This is a genomic window from Pseudomonas umsongensis, from assembly GCF_012647205.1.
Lineage (GTDB): Bacteria > Pseudomonadota > Gammaproteobacteria > Pseudomonadales > Pseudomonadaceae > Aquipseudomonas > Aquipseudomonas umsongensis.
Window position 1 is genome coordinate 3616451 of record NZ_CP051487.1, and the last position, 19806, is coordinate 3636256.

Below are 19806 nucleotides of genomic sequence, written 5' to 3' on the forward strand. Positions count from 1 at the left end.
AAACAAAAAACTCCGCATCTGCCACTTGCGTGAACAGAATACAGAGTTTTTTGGGGATTGCCTGCAGCGACAGCGGGGTCTTTATCCAAACCTTATGCGGCGGCGAACAGCTGCTCGCTGATTTGTGCCTGGGCATCACTCATCGCTTTACCGCGCACTTCGTCACCGTAAGCCAGGCCGTGGGCACGGACGAATTCGATGTCGGTAATGCCGATGAAACCAAACAGCACCTTCAAGTAGTCTTCGTGGGCAACACCGGTTGCCTGGCCGGCGTGCAGGCCACCGGAAGTCGAAACGACCACCACTTTCTTGCCACCGCACAGGCCTTCAGGGCCGGCTTCGGTGTAGCGGAATGTCTGGCCGGCGACGGCAATGCGGTCGATCCAGGCCTTCAATTGGGTCGGGATGGTGAAGTTATACATCGGCGCTGCAATCACCACGGCATCCGCGGCGAGGAACTCGGCCAGGGTAGACGCGCTCAGTTCGGCTTCGTGCTGTTGGGCCGCGTTGCGCAGTTCAGCCGTGGTACCCGCTGCAACCAGTGTGGTCGAGGAAAAATGGCTGATGGCGTCGGCTGCCAGATCGCGGTAGGTCACAACGGCGGACGGCTCGGCGGCTTGCCAGGCTTTGACGACTTCGCTGCTCAGCTGACGGGAAGCCGAGTTGTCACCAAGAATGCTCGAATCGATATGCAGCAGTTTCATGTGGGATCTCCAGGTGAGGATCGCCGTCAGGGGCGATCTGATGGAAACAATCCTACAGATCAAACCAATAACTGATTAGACTGCAACAATGCGATAGTTTGTCTCACTGGTAGAACGATCGAGAAAACGCCCATGCAAGACCTTAATGATCTCTATTACTTCGCCAAAGTCGTCGAGGCTGGCGGCTTCGCGGCCGCCGGACGTTTGCTGGGGATTCCCAAGTCGCGATTGTCCAGGCGCATCGCCGAGCTGGAAGAGCGCCTGGGTGCACGTTTACTGCAACGCACCACAAGGCAACTGAAACTCACTGCCGTAGGCGAACGTTATCTGCGCCACTGCCAGGCGATGCTACTGGAAGCGGAAATGGCTGACGAAGCCGTGGCCAGTATGTCCAGCGAACCCCGTGGGCGCTTGCGAGTCTCTTCCCCGGTCGGCCTGGCTCACGAAATGCTGCCGGGGGTAATCAGCAACTTCCTCGAGAAGTATCCGCAAGTGCAGCTGGAGGTGATGCTGGTCAATCGACGCGTCGACCTGGTGACCGAAGGCGTGGACGTTGCATTACGCGTGCGCGAACCGGGTGATGAAGACCCGCTGTTGGTGACTCGCCGCCTGCGCCAGGCGCAGATGCTGATGGTCGCCAGCCCCGCCTTTCTCGAGGGGCTTGAGATCAATCATCCCGACGACCTGAAAAACCTGCCGGTACTTGGCGCCCTCGAACCCGATCGCCTGGTGCACATTGGCCTGGTCGATCGCCAGGGCAAAAAACACGACCTGGCCCTTGAAGCGCGGCTGGGCATCGACGACTTCATCGTGCGCAAGACCTGCACACTGGCTGGCCAGGGCTTTACGACGCTGCCGATGATGTATTGCGAGCAGGAGCTGGCAAATGGCTCGCTGGTACAGTTACTGCCCGAGTGGTCGCTGCCCGGGGGTTGGTTGCAGGCGGTCTACCCTCATCGACGCGGCGTGATGCCGGCCGTGCGCGCCTGGCTCGACCATCTGATTGAAACATTCAATGCCTGTGGAGATCGCTTGATATGAAGGCAGGACGCATGAGCGAGGCTGACGTAGCGGCTTTTTGCCTGGCTTTGCCGGGTGCCCGTGAAGACTACAAATGGGGTGGCGTGCGGGTGTTTTCGATTGCCGGCAGCAAGATGTTCGCCTTGCAGAACCTGCGCGGCGAGTCCTTGGCTTTCAAGGTCGACAAGGACCTGTTTGTGGGGCATTGCGACCGTCCCGGCATTCACCCGGCGCCTTATCTGGCCCGGGCACAATGGATTATCATGACCACGCCCTACCCGCTCGGCGCCGAGGAATTGCAAGGCTTGCTGAAGCGTTCTCATCAACTGGTGGTGAGCAAGTTGGCCAAGCGCACGCAGGTCGGCCTCTTGCTCTAGCAGCGCCTCGATCAGAACAGTGAGAACAGCTGCGCCTCGAGGAACAGCTGGTCGATCCAGAACACCTGGTGCAGCAGCACGATGATCCAGAACACCAGTTGAAAGGACACCTTGCGCGTCTTGTGCCGAAACACTTGCTGCGCGAGCAAGGCGCCCGGCCAGCCGCCAGCGAATTCCAGCGCATGCAGGACGTTTTCCGGCGTACGCCAGTGATCAACGCGCGCTTTGCGCTTGTCGCTCCAGTACAGCAGGAACGCCAGCACGCTGACGATACCGTAGGCCGCCAGGGGAATCAGTGAACCCCCTTGCAGCCACCACGACATCGAACCGAACAGCGGCAGCGCGCACACCATCGCAAACACCAGCAGCTTCAGGCGCAGGTGGCGGATGTTTGCCCCGTTGCGCGCGCTGACACCATTCATGGCTTGGCCGCGGTCCAGTCAACCCAACCGAATTGCCAGGTGGCCAGGATGAGCAAGCCGAAAGCAATGCGGTACCAGGCGAACACCGCATAACTGTGGCTGGCGATGAACATGAGCAAGCCTCGCACCGCGATCATCGCGAAAATGAACGCCGTGATGAAGCCAATCGCAAACACCGGGAAATCCGCAGGCACGAACAGGTCGCGGTACTTGTACCCCGAGTACACCGCAGCCCCCACCATGGTCGGCATGGCCAGGAAGAAGGAAAACTCGGTAGCGGTCTTGCGCGACAGGCCGAACAACAAGCCGCCGATGATCGTCGAGCCTGAGCGCGAGGTGCCCGGAATCATCGCCAGGCACTGGGCCAGGCCGACTTTAAGGGCGTCTTTCCAGGTCATGTCATCGACGCTTTCTGCATGTACTTCGTGCTGGCGCTTTTCAGCCCACAACATGACGATGCCGCCCACGACCAATGCCGTGGCTACCGTGATCGGGTTGAACAGGTAGTGGTGAATCAAGTCGGCGAAAATCACCCCCAATACCACCGCCGGAAAGAAGGCAATCAGCAGGTTGGCGGTAAAGCGCCGGGCATTGGGCTGCGTCGGCAGGCCCACTACCACATCGAAAATCTTGCGACGAAACTGCCAGACTACCGCCAGGATGGCGCCGAGCTGGATAATGATGTTGAACGCCATGGCACGCTCACCACCGAAGTTGAGCAAGTCGGCGACAATAATCTGGTGCCCGGTACTGGAAATGGGCAAGAACTCCGTCAGCCCTTCTACAATGCCAAGAATCAAAGCCTGAAAGGCCGTCCAAAGATCCATCAATCCCCCAAAAGGCAATGCGTCGACGCATGCCCCGTTAATTTATTCAAAGCCGTTTACTGTAAATCAGCGTCGTTGAGTCCCGCGCGCACAAGCCTACGCAAAAATCTCCAGAGTTTCGTGAAAAATCAGTTTGATTTCAGGTTTTTGCGTGCGGGACGAAATCCTAGCAGACAAGTACGCCTAATGCTGTCGTGTTGCAGGCCCCGATAGAGACGCTGCATCAAGCCTCTTCGCGGTAATCCGGTTACAATTCGCCCCCTCTTCGATTTTCCAGGGAAACTTATGTCCGGGCTTGAACTGTTTGCCGCTACCCTCGGCGTCATCGCCGTCTGGTTGACGGTCAAGCAGAACCCTTGGTGCTGGCCGATCGGCCTGGTCATGGTGCTGATCTACAGCTGGATCTTTTTTGAGGTGAAGCTGTACTCGGATATGTTGCTGCAAGTGATATATGCCGCGCTGCAGATTTATGGCTGGTGGCAGTGGACGCGCGCAGGCCAGGCGCATCTTGGACGCGCGGTCAGCCGGCTGGATGGGCCGGCGGTGGCTTCGGGGCTGGCCCTGGGGGCGCTCGGCAGCCTGTTGCTGGGCGCCGCCATGGCACACTGGACCGATGCCGCACAACCCTGGCTAGATGCCGCCCTCACGGCTTTCAGCTTGGTGGCGCAATGGTGGATGGCGCAAAAACGCCTGCAGTGCTGGCCGTTGTGGATCGTCCTGGACTGCGTCTTCGTCGGCTTGTTCCTCTATAAGGGGATGTACCTGACGGCTGCCCTGTATGGGTTGTTCGCCCTGTTGGCTATTCAAGGCTGGCGGACATGGCGCAGCGACCCGGTGCTATGCCCATGAAGGTGCTGGTGCTGGCAGGACCGGAATCGAGTGGCAAAAGCTGGCTTTCGAGCGAGATTCACGCCAATTTCGGCGGCATATTGGTCGGCGAGTATGTTCGGTATTTCATCGAGAATGAAGCCCGGCTAACCTGCTTCGAAGACATTACGCCCATAGCACTTGGCCAGCTTACTTGGGAAGATCAGGCACGGGCGAAACAGCCGTCACTGTTGATTCTCGATACGCACCTGTTAAGCAATGTACTTTGGAGTCGAACGTTGTTCGGCGCCTGCCCGTCGTGGATCGAACGGGCTTTGCAGAAACGCCATTACGACCTTCACCTGCTGCTGAGCCCTGATACGGTGGCCTGGCATGACGACGGACAGCGTTGCCAGCCGCAACTGGAAGAACGCCAGGCATTTTTCCAGGCCAGCCGCCAGTGGTTTGAGCTGCATCGCCAGCCTTACGAGGTACTGCAAGGTGACTGGCAACAACGCAAGGACATGGCGTTCGAGGCTGTGACACGCTTGCTACGCACCTGACAGGGCGGCCCCGCCCTGCCAGAAAATGTCCATTGCTGAAACACCTCATCTCGCGCAAATCATCGAGCTAGAGCGGTTCGAGCATTCTTTCAAGAAAATGTTAAGCCGCTGATACAACGCTCCCTAAACGCCCTTAGCAAGCAATGCCGCCAGCATGGACGGCACTTTCGCGCGGCTTTGTCTCAGTGACGTTACAAAGTGTTTTTCACCACCTCAACAGTTAAAGCCAAGCCACTGTTATTAAAGACAAATCAAAAACCGGCACACCTTCTGCTCTCTTCCCCTGCAACGCTGATAAGGGCCAGCGTTCCACTTACAGAAGGAATTGCCGCCGTGGGGAAACTTCAGAACAAAATTCATAGTCTCCTGCTGATCGGATGCGCACTGAGCTCAATGGCTTGTCTGTCTGTACAAGCGGACAACGGCATTATCATCATCAAGCGTGATGTCCAGGTGCGCAACGCGACGAGTGCGCCGCTCGTTCCCGACCCTAACCCCACGACCGTCAACGCCAACCCGTCCAAACAGGTCCTCGCTCAAACCAATGAGTTGAGTGACGGTGACTTTGCCGGCGTTGCCAGTGGTGCAGGCATCTCCCGCCTAGTGACGCAAAACACCAACAACCTGGGCGGCAATATCAGCACCCAGACCCAACTTTCCAACCTCCCCGCCGGGCGTTCGGGCAATTCCGGCAGCGGCATTGCCAACATGGTCAACTCCAACGTCCAACAGGGCCTGGGCGCCCTGAAAATCATAACGGGAGACCGTTAAGATGAATCGTACGCTGCTGATGTTCGCCATGTTTTGCAGTGCATCGACCTTCGCCCAATCCCCCGTCCCCGTCATCAATAACGCCGACATCGACGGTTCGGGCGCGCAGTATCAAGGCAACTTCGCGGTCAACCAGGCGGCCGGCGACCTGCAGCAACAGGCTAATGCCCGGGCCATCGCCGCGGGTCATAACGCCAGCGCGACCACAGAGATTCGCCAACGGTTACGCACCATTGTCGACCCCAACATGGATGCCCGATCCAGCATTCAAGGCGACTCCTTCAGCCATGGCAATGGCGCGTTGGGCGTCAACCAGAGCGCGGGCGCCAGCAACCAGCAAGCCAATGCGCTGCGGATCAGCACCAGCGCACAGCCGCAAAGTATCGATGACAGCGTCCTCATGCAACAGAACGTGACGCTGCTCTACAACTCCGATCCAACTGACTCCGCACCAGGCTATCGCCAGGTCACTACAAGTGACCAGGCTTTCACCGGTAGCCGTGGGCTCATTCAGTTGAATCAGAGCGCCGGGGTGGGAAACCGAATGGCCAACACCCTCAGCGTACGGGTCGTGGACTGACCCAAACAGGTAATAACAACACTTAACCTAAAATAAGTACGGAGAATCACCATGAAACCTTCGATGGCATTAAAGCCTCTGGTTTTCGCAATTGCTGCGGTCATGGCTGTTGCTGTACAAGCTGGGCAAAACGATCGGCGTGGTAACCATCATCACAACGGAGGCCACCACACCCCTCCTGCAAAAATGATCCCTATCAGTGCGACTGCCAATGCTCACGACAGACAGAGCAGCACCAACAATCGCATCTGGAATGAAGGGGTAGAAAACTCGGCCGAGATGAGCAGTTCGGCCCAAGGCGCAAGTGGCAACGTCGGCGTCAACGTGGCGGCAGGTAACGGCAACCAGCAAGACAACGCCGCCGCCATCGCCAACGCAGCCTCCGACAACGCCGCGATCGACAACAGCTTCGTGTTCGGCACGGCCACTGCCTCCGCCGACGTGCGGCAAACCAGCAACCGTAACGTCGTCCACAACTTCGGCGTAACCAACTCTGCCGTGATGAGTGGATCCGCCGATGGCAGCAGCGGTAACGTGGGTGTCAACATTGCTGGCGGCGACCTGAACCAGCAGAAAAACACCATGGCAATTGCCAACACCAATGCCCCACTGGGTAGCGCAAGAGCCACCGCCTCCGCCAACCAGGACGGTCCTGGCTTGATCGTGAACAACACCGCTGACCGGACCTATCGCGTGGATACCATTACGGTTACCAAAACCGCTAGCGGTAGCGCCTCTCGCGAGAAGTCCTTCGAAGCCAGTGGCAGTCAAAGCAACTCGTCGAGCTGGGCCGCTGCCGGTTCCAGGAGCTCTGAAGCCAGCGGTTCCTTCAGCCTGGATGCAAGCGGATCCAAAAGCAGTAATGCCAGCGGTTCCAACAGCAGCAGCGCGAGCGGTTCCTTCAGCCTGGACGCAAGCGGTTCCAACAGCAGCGCTGCAAGTGGTTCCAATAGCAGCAGTGCAAGCGGTTCATCGAGTGCTTCTTTGAATGCTTCCCTGGACGCTTCCCTGGACGCTGCGGCGGCGTCTTCCCACTCCACTACCGTCAACAATGGCTGGGGCGATCGCACCCGCAGCAGAGAGTCCGATGCATCGCTTACCGCTTCGCTTAGCGCTTCGCTTGACGTGTCGGTAGACAAATCATACGACAAATCGCGCGAATCCTCGTTCGACAGGTCTCGCGAATCCTCGTTCGACAAGTCTCTCGATGTCTCGTACGACAAATCCCGTGAATCCTCGTACGACAAATCGCGCGATTCCTCGTTCGAAAAATCGTTCGACACTTCGTTCGAGAAAGCCAACGCGTCGTCGTATGACAAATCGGGCAGCAAGTCGTCCGAATCCGAGTACGCAAAAGCGAAAAGCTGGAGCGAAAGCAGCTCTTATGATTTGAGCAACACCTACTCTTATCAAGTGCTGACTCCAACCGGCTGGGCCAACCCTGTAACCAACACTGCAACCCTGAGCGGTTCGGTGAACGGCGGCAGCGGCAACCTGGGCGTCAACGTGGCTGCTGGTGTGGGCAACCAACAAAGCAACTCGTTGGCCATCTCCAACCAATCGTTCTAATGCTGTCAGTCGAGGCCCCCTTCCGGGGGCCTTTTCAACCCAACCAGAAGGCGTCCCCACCATGCGTATTATCGCCTTGGCAATCTTGCTTTGCGTGTCCAGTGTGATCGAGGCTGCACAACTGCCGCTGTCTGTCCTGCCAGGCGGTGCGGTGGTGTACAAACCGATCCAGAGCATTCGCGAGCGCAAATTTGCCGACCTGGTGCAGCAGAAAACCGATTTCAGTTGCGGCGCCGCTGCGCTTGCGACCATCTTGCGCCAGGCCTACTGGCTTGACGTAGACGAAGAACAGATCATCGAAGGCATGCTGTCACATTCCGATCAGGATCTGGTCCGCGTCCAGGGTTTCTCCATGCTCGACATGAAGCGCTACGTGGAAAGTCTCGGGATGCGGGCGCGTGGCTATCGTGTATCACCTGAATCTTTGAAGGAGATCAGGATTCCGGTGGTGGTACTCATGGACATCCGTGGCTACAAACACTTTGTGGTCATGCAAAGAGTCCATAACGACTGGGTCTATATCGGCGATCCGGTACTCGGGCATAAACGCTACAAAGTCGATGACTTTATCAAAGGCTGGAACGGCATCATCTTTGCCGTCATCGGCCAAGGCTACGACAAAAATAATGCATTGCTCGACCCGCCCCTGCCACTGACTGCCAAGAACCGCGTCAATACCTTCAGCCCGGTGCAGGACGCGGAGTTGATGGATTTCGGCTTCATACAAAGCGACTTCTTCTAATAACAAGCGAGCATGATGCTCGGGGAGTATCCAATGAAGACTCCAATCTGGCTGGCCGTCGTTTGCCTGGCCGCCAGCCTGCCGATCCATGCAGAAATATTGAAACCCATTGAGTTGAACGACCAGGAACTGGCAAGCCTGCGCGGGCGTTATGTCTTGCCGGGACGGATCATCAGTTTCGGGATTGCCATGACCAGCACCTGGCAAAACGCCAACGGGGAAGTGATCGGGGCAACGTCCTCGATGCAAATTCAACAGTCGACCATCAAGCCACAATTCTATGTGTCGTTGATCGACGAAAAAGGCACTGGTTCAGCGCGTACCCAAAGCACCGGCACCGGCACGGTCACCGGCGGTGGCGGCCTCAACAGCACCGAAGGCGTCACTCAAGTCGTGCGGGCTGCCGGCGACAACAACAGTGCCTACAACAACGTCGATATCAACGTTACCAAGGCCAACCAGGCGCCAGCCACGCAACAGCAGGGCCAGGCACTTGCCGCGGGTTCGACCTTGGTCGGTTCCAATGGCGCGGGCACGCTGAGCGTTTCCTCGAGCGGTTCTGGGGTGCAACTTAACATCATGGCCAACAACAACCAGGGCAGTACCATGCAACGCCTGGCCCAGGGCGGGTTGATGCAGAACACGACGTTGCTCGGCAATAGCAACCAGGTCAGGAACCTCACATCGTTGAATGTCGTGCTGCGCGACAACATGGCGACAGCCGGCTCGTTGAACGGCAACCTGGACCAGCTCAAAGGTCTTCGCACTCAAGGATTCTGATCTACGCTCAGTCTCATCATCTGTAGTCAGAAGGGACGGCTAACCCATGCACCGATCGTTAACGTTCAGAGTTATCGTTTGTCTGAGTAGCCTGGCACCGGCCCCATTGCTATACGCAGCACCGGACCCCCAGGTAGAAGCACTAAAACAAGAACTCATGGAGTTGAAACAGCGTTACGAAGCACAACAGAACGCGCTGATGGTCCTCGAACAGCGCGTTCGACAAGTCGAAGAAGCTCCTGCGACACCTGCGCCCAAACGCCTGACCAAGTCCCCCGCGGAATCGCCCAATAGTGGCCAGAAGGTGGCTACCGGCGCGCCCGGAACCACGGGCAGCTCCTACGGGCAGTCGCTCAAGGATGACTCGGAACCGGCACAAAGCGTATCCAACCTGTACGACGAAGCCAGCGGGTTCTTCGGCGGCGGCAAGTTCAGCGTCGAAACCGGCCTGACCTACACGCACTACGATACCCGTGCGCTGACGCTCAACGGCTTCCTGGCACTGGACTCGATTTTTCTCGGCAACATCAACCTGGACCGCATCAAGGCCGACAACTGGACACTGGACCTGACCGCCCGCTACAACGTAGCGCAACGCTGGCAGTTCGACATTAACGTCCCCGTGATCTATCGCGAGTCTACGTACTCCTCCGGTGGTGCCGGCGGCGCCGCCAACGGGGTTTCAGACGAAACCGTTACCCGCGACCCGGCCATCGGCGATGTGAACGTTGGCGTGGCCTACAAATTCCTCGACGAGTCAGCCAACCTGCCCGACGCGGTGGCGACACTGCGCATCAAGGCGCCAACCGGGGAAGACCCTTACGGTATCAAGCTGATCGAGGTCCCGGGCAACGATAACCTCGCGGTACCCGAAGACTTGCCGACCGGCAATGGTGTCTGGTCGATCACCCCGGGGATCTCGCTGGTCAAGACCTTCGACCCGGCCGTGCTGTTCGGCAGCTTGGCCTACACCTACAACATGGAGGACTCTTTCAGCGACATCAGCCCTCAGGTCAATTCCAAGGTGCCCGGGGACGTGAAACTGGGCGATTCCTGGCAGATCGGCGCCGGCATTGCCTTCGCCTTGAACGAGAAGATGAGTATGTCGTTCTCCTTCACCGATCAGTTCGCACGCAAGAGCAAGATCAAGCCGGACGGCGGCGATTGGCAATCGATCTCCAACAGCGACTACAACTCGGCCAACTTCAACATCGGCATGACCTTGGCCGCCACCGACAACCTTACGATCGTTCCCAACCTGGCCATCGGCCTGACCGACGACTCGCCGGACTTTTCCTTCAGCCTGAAATTCCCGTACTACTTCTGACCCACGACAAAGCCCCGTTGCGACTTCAATCGCAACGGGGCTTTTTCTTTCTGTAGGAGCGAGCATGCTCGCGATGGTCCTCAACGATTACGCGGGAAGCCTGGCACCCCGTGGTGTCCTGTGGTCCATCGCGAGCATGCTCGCTCCTACGGTATTGTGTTCAGCGAATTTGATGCTTGTGCAACAACCGGTAGAAGGTCGGCCTGGATATCCCCAGCACCTTGGCGGCAATGCTCAGGTTGTCGCTGTGGCGGTTTAGTACATCACACAAGGCCTGGCGCTCTGCCCGGTGCTTGTAGTCTTCCAGCGTGCCCATCGGCGCGGCAACGGTGTGATGGCTGATCAGCCCGAGGTCTCGCGCTTCGATCTGCCGGCCCTCGGCCAGCACCAACCCGCGCCGCACCCGGTTGGCCAGCTCGCGCACATTGCCCGGCCAGTCATGTTTGCCCATGGCTATCAGTGCGTCTTCGCTGAAGCTGCGGGGACGGCGGCCAGTTTCATGGCTGTAGAAATGGGAAAAATGGTTGGCCAGCATCGACAGGTCGCCATTGCGCTCACGCAGGGGCGCGGTCGCGACTTGCAACACGTTCAGACGATAATACAAGTCTTCGCGAAAGCCTTTCTTTTCAATCGCCGCTTCAAGATCGACATGGGTTGCCGCCAGTACCCGCACATCCACCGGAATCGGCTGACTGCCGCCCACCCGCTCGATGTGTTTTTCCTGGAGGAACCGCAACAGGCTCGCCTGCAGTTCCAGGGGCAGATCACCGATCTCGTCGAGAAACAGCGTGCCGCCGTTGGCCGCTTCGATCCGCCCGATCTTACGTTGATGGGCACCCGTAAAGGCGCCCTTCTCGTGGCCAAACAGCTCGGACTGGATCAGGTGCTCGGGAATAGCCCCGCAATTGATAGCGACAAAGGGCTTGCTGTGGCGCAGGGATTGTCGATGCAGCGTACGCGCCACCAATTCTTTACCAGTACCGCTTTCGCCACGAATCAACACCGGCGATTCGGTGGGCGCCAGCTTGCTCAGTAACTTGCGCAATTCGCGTATGGGCTTGCTGTCGCCCAGCAGTTCGTGCTCAGGCTGATCGATATGAACCGTGCCCTGTCCGCGCAGCCGCGCCATGCCAAAGGCCCGACCCAATGTGACCTGGACCCTGGAGACATCGAACGGCAAGGTATGAAAATCGAAAAACCACTCGCAGACAAAGTCCCCGACATTCTGTAGCCGCAGGACATCCTGATTGAGTACGGCGATCCACTCGGTACCGCTTCGGCTGATCACCTCTTTGACGGTATCCGGATGCTCAAGGTGAAAGGGCTGTAATCGTAACAAGCCCACGTCACAACTTCGATCGGCGGCGTTGTCCAGCGAACAGCTATCAACGTCCCATCCCACGGAGCGTAATCCCGGCAGCAAACGATGGCAGTCGTCGCAGGGATCCACCACTAATAAACGACGTAACGCAGGCGCTTCGTTCATGTGATTTCCTTGACGCCAAATTTAAGGATTTTTTATTAAAAACAGTCATTTGGCGGACCTGGCTGTAACGTTAGCAAGAATTTGACGGACACTTGTACCGTTTGACTATAGGCCCTCTAGATAAAGAGTTATAAGAAGCGGGATTTTCCAGCCATCTGACGAAAGTTTTCTTTCATTACGCTTTCAACGCGAGGCTGTATCCTTGGGATGCGAAAGAAAGTTGAAATTTCTTTTGCTTGAGTGTGACCTGAACCCCGGTTGCGGGCATCAGTACAAGTAACCAGCCGAACGGTAAGCCCAACCGACGGCAATTGACTTGACTGGGCCTATAGAGAGACGACCTATGAACGCCCCACTCCGTGTCAACGAAGCTCTTTTGATTGCCGACCGCGCATTTAAACCGTTCAAATGCGTGGCCTGGGCCCCACAAGACGGTAATGGCGAACTGACCCTCACCGTGATCGACCGCACCAATAACAATATTGGACGCAAGCAGATCCCGAGCAGCGCCTATACCGATCCAGCGCAGCTTGAGTGCTTACTGCAACAGGCCCGCGCCGAGCTGAGCGAAGAAGGCTACACGTTGCAATCATGGTCGATGCCGCAATAACTGTATGGCGGATTACGCCAGGTGATCCGCATCCCTGGCTGGAATTATTTGGCTGTTTTTTCACGCCAAGCGCACTCAAGACGCTTTCTTACTTGAACTTCGACGCGCCCTTAATTCTTTGCTGGCTTGCCATTGGTTCGAAAAGACACTGTTGTGGCACACAACGACCCTCCGTCTGTTAGTTATGACAGTTGTGCATTTAATCATTCAGGGATTGAATATTCTCTAGAAAGTCGCCACCGCCCAACTTCTGGATAAGGACGACTCGCAAGGAGATGCGTGCATGTCAATCCAGTCTGTTTTGGCTTTCCCGGCAATTGTCCGTGATGCTGGAAAGCTAGACACTACCTTCGCTGCCAAAGGCACCGTCCAGGTGTATTTCTTCGGCAGCACTTCAAGCCTGGCCAACGACATCGCAATTGATTCACAGGGCCGGCTATTGGTGGCGGCTAAGGTCTCCCTGCCTGGTGGCAGCCGCTTTGGCCTGGCACGTTTGCTCAGGGACGGTTCAGCGGACCTGGCTTTTGGCAAACAAGGCAGTGTCATCGGGCAATTCGAACCGGGTTTCGAGGCCATGGCGGGAAAGGTAAAGGTGCTGCCCAATGGGCACATCTTGATCGTCGGCCTGCAATACGAAAGCGAACACTGCACACTCCCCGCGCTGGCGCTGTTTGACTCGCTGGGTCAACCGGTCAAGCGTTTTGGCGACAATGGCCGTCGCGTCGTGCGGCTGCCAGGCAACTTCTCCCAGGGCATGCGCGACGTCTGGCTACCCCCGGGCGTACCAGGCGCCGAGGCCTGCGGCGTCGACGTGCAGGACGACGGTCGCATCCTGTTGGTGGCCAATCATCACTTCGAACTCGCCGATCATGCCGCCATGCTGATACGGCTGACCGCAGAGGGCGCGCTGGACAACAGCTTCAATGGCCGCGGCTTTGTGATGGTCAGGCACCTGCTGATGAATACCTGGCTCAGCAGTGTGACGGTACAAGGCGACGGCCGCATCCTGGTGGGTGGCTCAATCAATTTCCCGGAAGAAGGCCTGGTGGCCCGCTATCATGCCGATGGCAGCCTGGACAGCAGTTTTGCCCTGGATGGCTTCATGAGTTTCATGGCATGCGGACACAGTGCCCAAGTCAGCCAACTCGTCCAGCAGGCCAACGGCGACGTTCAATGTTTTGGCAGCAGCCGCGAACCCATGCGCTGCCTGGCCCTGAAAATACACGCCAATGGACGCCCGGATCATCATTGCAATGGCGGCCAGGCGCAATTACTGGAAATCGGTCGCAGCGGTTGCCAATGGACTGCCGCGCAAATGCAGCCGGACGGCAGCGTGTTGACCGCGGGCGCCACCATTGGCGGCGTCGAGGCCGACTTTGTATTGGGCCGATACCTGCCGGGCGGGCAGCTCGATGGCGACTTTGGCGACGGCAGCGGATTTGTACGCACCCGACTGGGCCGCAGCCTTGACACAGCCACTTCAATCGCGGTGCAGAATGATGGCAACATCCTCGTCGGCGGCTATTCGCTGGACGGTACCTATCGGGCGATCGTCGCACGCTACTTGGGCTAACTCGATAGACTTTTCCTACGCTTGATCTTCTGTTCGGCTTACGGCAAGTTGCGCGCTTCTTAACTCAAGGAGTAGCCGATGTCCGGCTCGATGGCCCAGGCGTTCGCGCACAATTTTCTCGGCAACTCACCGCGCTGGTACAAGGCCTGCATTGTCGGTTTCCTGCTTCTCAACGCCGTGACGTTATGGACCGCAGGCCCGGTGGTGGCTGGATGGTTGCTGGTGCTGGAGTTCATTTTTACGCTGGCCATGGCCCTCAAATGTTATCCGCTGATGCCCGGCGGCCTACTGTTGGTCGAAGCGCTGTTGTTGAAAATGACCACGCCCCAGGCACTCTATGACGAGTTGCTGCACAACTTCCCGGTGATCCTGCTGCTGATGTTCATGGTCGCCGGTATCTACTTCATGAAAGACCTGCTGCTGTTCCTGTTCTCGCGCCTGCTGCTAGGGGTACGCAGCAAGGCCCTGCTGGCGCTGATGTTCTGCTTTTTGTCGGCGTTCCTGTCGGCGTTTCTCGATGCCCTGACCGTAACCGCGGTGATCATCAGTGCCGCCGTCGGGTTTTACTCGGTGTACCACCGCGTCGCCTCGGGCAGCGATCCGCGCCAGGACAGCGAGTACAGCGATGACCAGCACCTGCCCACCCTGCATCACGCCGACCTCGAGCAATTCCGCGCGTTTTTGCGCAGCCTGCTGATGCACGGCGCCGTGGGCACTGCGCTCGGTGGTGTGTGCACGCTGGTGGGCGAACCGCAGAACCTGCTGATTGGCCATGAAATGGGCTGGCACTTCGCCGAATTTTTCCTGCAGGTCGCGCCGGTGTCCTTGCCTGTGCTGGTCGCAGGCCTGATCACCTGTGTCCTGCTGGAAAAGCTGCGCTGGTTTGGCTATGGCACGTTGCTGCCGGACAACGTTCGTACCGTGCTGGCCAACTACGCTGCCCAGGATAATGCCGAGCGCACTTCCCGCCAGCGTGCTGCGTTGCTCGTGCAAGGTGCGGCGGCCTTGATCCTGATTGCCGGGCTGGCCTTTCATGTGGCGGAAGTGGGCCTGATCGGGTTGATGGTGATCGTGCTGATCACCGCATTCACCGGCATCACCGACGAGCACCGCCTGGGCAACGCATTCAAGGACGCCATGCCCTTCACCGCATTGCTGGTGGTGTTTTTCGCCGTGGTGGCGGTAATCCACGATCAACAGTTGTTCACGCCATTGATTCATTGGGTGCTGGCCCTGCCCGCCAACCAACAACCGGGCATGCTGTACATCGCCAACGGCTTGCTCTCGGCCATCAGCGACAATGTGTTCGTGGCCACCATCTACATCACCGAGGTAAAACAGGCCTTCCTCTCCGGGCACATGAGCCGCGAACATTTCGAGACGCTGGCGATTGCGATCAATACCGGAACCAACCTGCCCAGCGTGGCGACGCCCAATGGCCAGGCGGCGTTCCTGTTCCTGCTGACCTCGGCGATTGCACCGCTGATTCGCCTGTCGTATGGACGGATGGTATGGATGGCGTTGCCGTATACCGTGGTGATGGGGATTCTGGGTTGGTACGCCGTGAGTTTCTGGTTGTAACACCTAACAAATGTGGGAGCGGGCTTGCTCGCGAAGGGGCCGTGCCAGGCAACATTATTGTTGAATGACACACCGCCTTCTCGAGCAAGCCCGCTCCCACATTTGGATTGTGTGGCTATCGAGGGAGGATGTAGCGCTCGATGGCCTGGGCCGCCCCGTCCTCGGTGTTGGCCCCCGTTACCACATCGGCCTGACGTTTGACTTCGTCCTCCGCCTGGCCCATGGCGATCGACAACCCGGCCACATGAAACATCGCCGGGTCATTGCCGCCATCGCCCATGGCCGCTGTCTGCTCCAGCGGCAGACCGAGAAACTCGGCCAGCGTCGCCAACGCCTGCCCCTTGTTGGCCTGCATCGCAGTCACGTCCAGATACACCGGCTATGAACGCGAGACTTGGGCCTGGCCTTCAACTTTCGCCAGCAACCGGGCCTCCAGCTCAACCAGCAACTGCGTGTTGCTGCTGGCGGCGACGATCTTGTCGATGCGGGCCAGGTACGGTTCGTAGCTTTCGACCACCACTGGCGGATATCCCAGCCCGTGTTGTTCGCGCGGCACCAAGGGGCCGGTCGCGTCTTTCACCAGCCAGTCGCCGCAACTGAACACCCAGACTTCGATCTCCGGTTGATCGGCGAACAGCGCCAGGGTCATCAATGCCGCCGCGGCCGGTAAATAATGCGCGACGAGCAAACTGCCATCGGGATGAACGACGGTGCCGCCGTTGAAGGCTGCCGTGGGCAGGTCAACGCCCAAGGCCTCGATCGTTTGCAGCATGGCCCTGGGTGGACGCCCCGTGGCCAGGCTGAACGACACTCCGGCTTCACGCAACGAACGGACCGCGTCGATGGTGCGTTGGCTGAGGCTGTGATCGGGCAACAATAACGTGCCGTCCATGTCACTGAGCAGCAAGCGGATGGGTTGTTGCGACTCGTCACTCATCCGAGGCCGTGCCAGACGCGACCATCGCGAGCCAGCAGTTCTTCGGCGGCTTGCGGTCCGTTTTCGCCTGCAGCGTAGCCCTGCACGCTGGCATCCTGCTGCCAGGCGTCCAGGAAAGGCTGCACCGCACGCCAGCCGTTCTCGATGTTGTCGGCACGCTGGAACAGGGTCTGATCGCCGGTGAGGCAATCGTAGATCAAGGTTTCGTAGCCGGTGGACGGCTGCATTTCGAAGAAATCCTTGTAGGCAAACCCCAGTTCGATGTTGTCCATCTTCAGGGTCTGGCCGGGGCGCTTGGCCAGCAGGTCGAACCACATGCCTTCGTTGGGTTGAATCTGGATGCGCAGGTAGGTGGGTGCCAGCTCATCGACTTCGGTATCGCGGAACTGCGCATAAGGCGCAGGTTTGAAGCAGATGACGATTTCGGTGTCGCGCACGCTCATGCGCTTGCCGGTACGCAGGTAGAAAGGCACGCCAACCCAGCGCCAGTTATCGATCATGACTTTGAGGGCGACATAGGTTTCGATGTTGCTGTCGGGCGCTACCTTGTCTTCCTGGCGATAACCGCGCAGTCGCTGACCATCGACTTCGCCAGCGGTGTACTGGCCACGCACCGAATTGGCCCGGGCCTCCTCCACCGACCAGGGACGAATCGCGCCGACCACCTTGGCTTTCTCACCGCGAACCGCATCGGCGCCGAACGCGGCCGGTGGCTCCATGGCCACCATCGCCAACAACTGGAACAGGTGATTGGGCACCATGTCCCGCAGGGCGCCAGTGTTTTCGTAGAAACTGCCACGGGTTTCGACGCCGACGGTTTCGGCGGCGGTGATTTGCACGTGGTCGATGTAATGGTTGTTCCAGAACGCTTCGAACAGGCTGTTGGAGAACCGGCTGACCAGGATGTTCTGCACGGTCTCCTTGCCCAGGTAATGATCGATACGGTAGATCTGCTTTTCCGTCATGACCTTGAGCAGGCAGGCGTTCAGGGCCTCGGCGGTCTGCAGGTCGGAACCGAAAGGCTTTTCGATCACCACTCTGCGAAACACCTCGGGGCTTTCCTGCAGCAAGCCGGACGCGCCGAGACGGCGCACCACTTCACTGAAAAAGCGTGGCGCGGTGGCCAGGTAGAACACCGCGTTGCCAGTGCCGCTGGCGGCGATTTTTGCCGCCAGCGCTTGATAAGTGCCGTCGTCCAGGAAATCGCCCTGGACGTAGCTGATGCCTTTGGCGAGGTTGGCCCACACAGCCGGGTCAAGGGCCTGATCGCCCTTGCCGATTTTGCCGGCCACCTCATTGCGAATGAAGTCCTCGAGCTTTTGCGCGAAGCCTTCATCGCTGATGGCGTTATGGTCAACGCCGACGATCCGCAAGCCATCCCCGAGTAAACCGTCGCGCTTGAGGTTGTACAGCGCCGGCATCAGCAGGCGCTTGACCAGATCACCGTGGGCGCCGAACAGGAACAGCGTGGTGGGTGGCGCGGGTTCAGTCTTGGATTTCCTGCGGATCCCATGGGTCATTTTTTCGCGGTCTCCACGTGGCCGCCGAAGCCGAAGCGCTGGGCCGAGAGAATCTTGTCGCCAAAAGTGCCCTGGCCACGGGAACGGTAACGGGCGAACAACGAGTTCGACAGCACCGGTACAGGTACGGCCTGCTCCATGGCGGCCTCGATGGTCCATTGACCTTCGCCGCTGTCAGCCACGGAACCCGAGAAGCCGTCGAGTTTCGGATCGCTTGCCAGTGCGTCGGCCGTCAAGTCCAGCAGCCAGGACGACACGACGCTGCCCCGACGCCAGACTTCGGCGATGTCGGCGACGTTCAGGTCAAAACGCTGGTCTTCCGGCAGCTTGGTGCTGGACTTGGTCTTGAGGATGTCGAAACCTTCGGCGAAGGCCTGCATCATGCCGTATTCGATGCCGTTGTGGATCATCTTGACGAAATGCCCGGCACCGGCGGGACCGGCGTGGATGTAACCGCGCTCGGCGCGATCGTCATCGGATTTGCGGTCCTTGGTGCGCGGGATATCGCCCATGCCTGGCGCGAGGCTGTCGAACAGCGGGTCAAGACGCTTAACGGTCTCGGTATCGCCGCCGATCATCATGCAATAGCCGCGCTCCAGGCCCCAGACACCGCCGGAGGTGCCGACGTCGATATAGTGCAGGCCTTTTTCCGAAAGGGTCTTGGCCCGGCGGATGTCGTCCTTATAGAAGGTGTTGCCACCGTCGATGATGGTATCGCCGGCTTCGAGCAAGGTGCTCAGGGTGTCGATGGTGTCTTCGGTCGGTGCGCCTGCCGGCAACATGACCCACACCGCTCGTGGTTTGGCCAGGCCAGCGACCAGGGCCGGCAAATCGGCGACGCCGGTGGCGCCTTCGCTGCTCAAGGTATCGACGAAGGCGGTATTGCGGTCGTACACAACGGTGGTATGTCCGTTGAGCATCAGGCGCCGCGCAATATTGCCGCCCATGCGGCCCAGTCCAATAATCCCGAGTTGCATGTGCTGATGCTCCCTACTACAAATAAAAGTGTGTCAAAGGTTATAGCCCAACGCGACTCATGAGGTTAGTCCAGAGCGTTGGCATGAAGTTTCCGGGCATTGTGCCCGATCCTGATGGATAACGTCGGGAATCGTGCCGAAGACACAACGACCATGAAAAATAAAAAAGTTCCCTTCGGGGGCAAAAGAAATCAAAATTGGCGCCGATAGTAGATGAGCCACCGATTTCGGCGGCCAACCTACAGTTGAGACACGCCATTTGCGAGGTGAGCAATGGGCACAGTACACACCGCACTGCCAGCACAAACCCTTTACGTCACTATCCGTCGCGATGAATTGCGCCAGTTGAAAGACGAGCGTGACCAGTTGAAACAGGAGCTGGCGCAATTGCGCTTGCTGATCCAGGGCCAACAGCCCTTGCCATTGCCCCAGCGGGCACCGCACGCCTGATCTCCTCGCCTTTGTCGGAAGTAGTACTGCACTGCTTCCGGCGCGCCGTATCCCCTTTTGCCTGCGATCACTCACGAAATTTTCACATTCGCCTGTTGATACTTCGGCGCATTGTGCGCCGCCTGGACTGTGCGCGGCCGCCGTTTTCGGCGCTTGCGTGGCCTGGCGGTACGAGTGACTACT

At 58.5% G+C, this 19806-nt stretch carries 20 protein-coding genes and 1 pseudogene; 14 read left to right on the plus strand and 7 right to left on the minus strand.

Annotated features, from left to right (window positions below; genetic code table 11):
* Positions 1 to 92 precede the first annotated feature (92 nt).
* Positions 93 to 704 carry an FMN-dependent NADH-azoreductase gene (locus HGP31_RS16300; RefSeq protein WP_020797141.1) on the minus strand — a complete coding sequence of 204 codons (612 nt, stop codon included), beginning with the start codon at positions 702 to 704 and terminating at the stop codon, positions 93 to 95.
* Positions 705 to 836: 132 nt separating this feature from the next.
* Between HGP31_RS16300 and HGP31_RS16305 the strand changes: the two genes are divergently transcribed.
* Together HGP31_RS16305 and HGP31_RS16310 are read left to right on the plus strand one after the other, a co-directional pair.
* Positions 837 to 1745: a LysR substrate-binding domain-containing protein gene (locus HGP31_RS16305; RefSeq protein WP_033043493.1), complete on the plus strand. Its 909-nt coding sequence runs from the start codon at positions 837 to 839 to the stop codon at positions 1743 to 1745.
* Positions 1742 to 2101 carry an MmcQ/YjbR family DNA-binding protein gene (locus HGP31_RS16310; RefSeq protein ID WP_033043492.1) on the plus strand — a complete coding sequence of 120 codons (360 nt, stop codon included), beginning with the start codon at positions 1742 to 1744 and terminating at the stop codon, positions 2099 to 2101. The genes HGP31_RS16305 and HGP31_RS16310 overlap by 4 nt, the downstream gene beginning before the upstream one ends.
* Positions 2102 to 2112: 11 nt before the next feature.
* Here HGP31_RS16310 and HGP31_RS16315 read toward each other — a convergent pair whose 3' ends face one another.
* Together HGP31_RS16315 and HGP31_RS16320 are read right to left on the minus strand one after the other, a co-directional pair.
* A complete protein-coding gene (locus HGP31_RS16315; RefSeq protein ID WP_020797144.1) occupies positions 2113 to 2523 on the minus strand; it encodes a DUF1294 domain-containing protein in 411 nt (136 codons plus the stop codon).
* A complete protein-coding gene (locus HGP31_RS16320; protein ID WP_033043490.1) occupies positions 2520 to 3350 on the minus strand; it encodes an undecaprenyl-diphosphate phosphatase in 831 nt (276 codons plus the stop codon). Before HGP31_RS16320 ends, HGP31_RS16315 begins: the two co-directional genes overlap by 4 nt.
* 285 nt (positions 3351 to 3635) lie before the next feature.
* On the opposite strand from HGP31_RS16320, the gene pnuC reads away from it, so the two are divergent.
* The 8 genes from pnuC to HGP31_RS16360 all read left to right on the plus strand — a co-directional run bounded on the left by pnuC (position 3636) and on the right by HGP31_RS16360 (position 10489).
* Positions 3636 to 4199 carry a nicotinamide riboside transporter PnuC gene (pnuC, locus tag HGP31_RS16325; protein WP_168758215.1) on the plus strand — a complete coding sequence of 188 codons (564 nt, stop codon included), beginning with the start codon at positions 3636 to 3638 and terminating at the stop codon, positions 4197 to 4199.
* Positions 4196 to 4720, plus strand: coding sequence for an AAA family ATPase (locus tag HGP31_RS16330; RefSeq protein WP_168759183.1), 525 nt, complete (start codon positions 4196 to 4198; stop codon positions 4718 to 4720). Before pnuC ends, HGP31_RS16330 begins: the two co-directional genes overlap by 4 nt.
* A gap of 393 nt (positions 4721 to 5113) precedes the next feature.
* Entirely contained in the window at positions 5114 to 5491 is a 378-nt protein-coding gene (locus HGP31_RS16335; RefSeq protein WP_168759184.1) for a hypothetical protein, read from the plus strand.
* A 1-nt stretch (position 5492) separates the two neighbouring features.
* Positions 5493 to 6071, plus strand: coding sequence for an adhesin (locus tag HGP31_RS16340; RefSeq protein ID WP_168758216.1), 579 nt, complete (start codon positions 5493 to 5495; stop codon positions 6069 to 6071).
* Between the two features lie 51 nt (positions 6072 to 6122).
* Positions 6123 to 7640 carry a heme utilization protein gene (locus tag HGP31_RS16345; protein ID WP_168758217.1) on the plus strand — a complete coding sequence of 506 codons (1518 nt, stop codon included), beginning with the start codon at positions 6123 to 6125 and terminating at the stop codon, positions 7638 to 7640.
* Positions 7641 to 7701: 61 nt separating this feature from the next.
* Positions 7702 to 8382 carry a C39 family peptidase gene (locus HGP31_RS16350; RefSeq protein WP_020797151.1) on the plus strand — a complete coding sequence of 227 codons (681 nt, stop codon included), beginning with the start codon at positions 7702 to 7704 and terminating at the stop codon, positions 8380 to 8382.
* A 33-nt stretch (positions 8383 to 8415) separates the two neighbouring features.
* Positions 8416 to 9162 carry a hypothetical protein gene (locus HGP31_RS16355; RefSeq protein ID WP_020797152.1) on the plus strand — a complete coding sequence of 249 codons (747 nt, stop codon included), beginning with the start codon at positions 8416 to 8418 and terminating at the stop codon, positions 9160 to 9162.
* Positions 9163 to 9208: 46 nt separating this feature from the next.
* The gene (locus HGP31_RS16360; protein ID WP_033038538.1) at positions 9209 to 10489 is read left to right on the plus strand and encodes a coiled-coil domain-containing protein; all 1281 of its coding nucleotides are present in this window, start codon (positions 9209 to 9211) and stop codon (positions 10487 to 10489) included.
* Positions 10490 to 10649: 160 nt separating this feature from the next.
* On the opposite strand, the gene HGP31_RS16365 is transcribed toward HGP31_RS16360, so the two are convergent.
* Positions 10650 to 11975 carry a sigma-54 dependent transcriptional regulator gene (locus tag HGP31_RS16365; protein WP_168758218.1) on the minus strand — a complete coding sequence of 442 codons (1326 nt, stop codon included), beginning with the start codon at positions 11973 to 11975 and terminating at the stop codon, positions 10650 to 10652.
* Positions 11976 to 12318: 343 nt separating this feature from the next.
* Here HGP31_RS16365 and HGP31_RS16370 point away from each other — a divergent pair, with 343 nt between their 5' ends.
* The 3 genes from HGP31_RS16370 to nhaB all read left to right on the plus strand — a co-directional run bounded on the left by HGP31_RS16370 (position 12319) and on the right by nhaB (position 15739).
* Entirely contained in the window at positions 12319 to 12585 is a 267-nt protein-coding gene (locus HGP31_RS16370; protein WP_033041741.1) for a hypothetical protein, read from the plus strand.
* A gap of 283 nt (positions 12586 to 12868) precedes the next feature.
* A complete protein-coding gene (locus HGP31_RS16375; protein WP_168758219.1) occupies positions 12869 to 14158 on the plus strand; it encodes a hypothetical protein in 1290 nt (429 codons plus the stop codon).
* A gap of 78 nt (positions 14159 to 14236) precedes the next feature.
* The gene (gene nhaB, locus HGP31_RS16380; RefSeq protein WP_168758220.1) at positions 14237 to 15739 is read left to right on the plus strand and encodes a sodium/proton antiporter NhaB; all 1503 of its coding nucleotides are present in this window, start codon (positions 14237 to 14239) and stop codon (positions 15737 to 15739) included.
* A 115-nt stretch (positions 15740 to 15854) separates the two neighbouring features.
* On the opposite strand, the pseudogene HGP31_RS16385 reads toward nhaB, so the two are convergent.
* The 3 genes and pseudogenes from HGP31_RS16385 to gnd all read right to left on the minus strand — a co-directional run bounded on the left by HGP31_RS16385 (position 15855) and on the right by gnd (position 19173).
* Positions 15855 to 16676 (minus strand): annotated as a pseudogene (locus tag HGP31_RS16385) (HAD family hydrolase).
* A complete protein-coding gene (gene zwf, locus HGP31_RS16390) occupies positions 16673 to 18196 on the minus strand; it encodes a glucose-6-phosphate dehydrogenase (RefSeq protein WP_168758221.1) in 1524 nt (507 codons plus the stop codon). Before zwf ends, HGP31_RS16385 begins: the two are co-directional and overlap by 4 nt.
* Positions 18193 to 19173 carry a phosphogluconate dehydrogenase (NAD(+)-dependent, decarboxylating) gene (gnd, locus tag HGP31_RS16395; RefSeq protein ID WP_033044628.1) on the minus strand — a complete coding sequence of 327 codons (981 nt, stop codon included), beginning with the start codon at positions 19171 to 19173 and terminating at the stop codon, positions 18193 to 18195. Before gnd ends, zwf begins: the two co-directional genes overlap by 4 nt.
* A 273-nt stretch (positions 19174 to 19446) precedes the next feature.
* On the opposite strand from gnd, the gene HGP31_RS16400 reads away from it, so the two are divergent.
* The gene (locus tag HGP31_RS16400) at positions 19447 to 19623 is read left to right on the plus strand and encodes a DUF6026 family protein (RefSeq protein ID WP_020797161.1); all 177 of its coding nucleotides are present in this window, start codon (positions 19447 to 19449) and stop codon (positions 19621 to 19623) included.
* Positions 19624 to 19806: the final 183 nt, after the last annotated feature.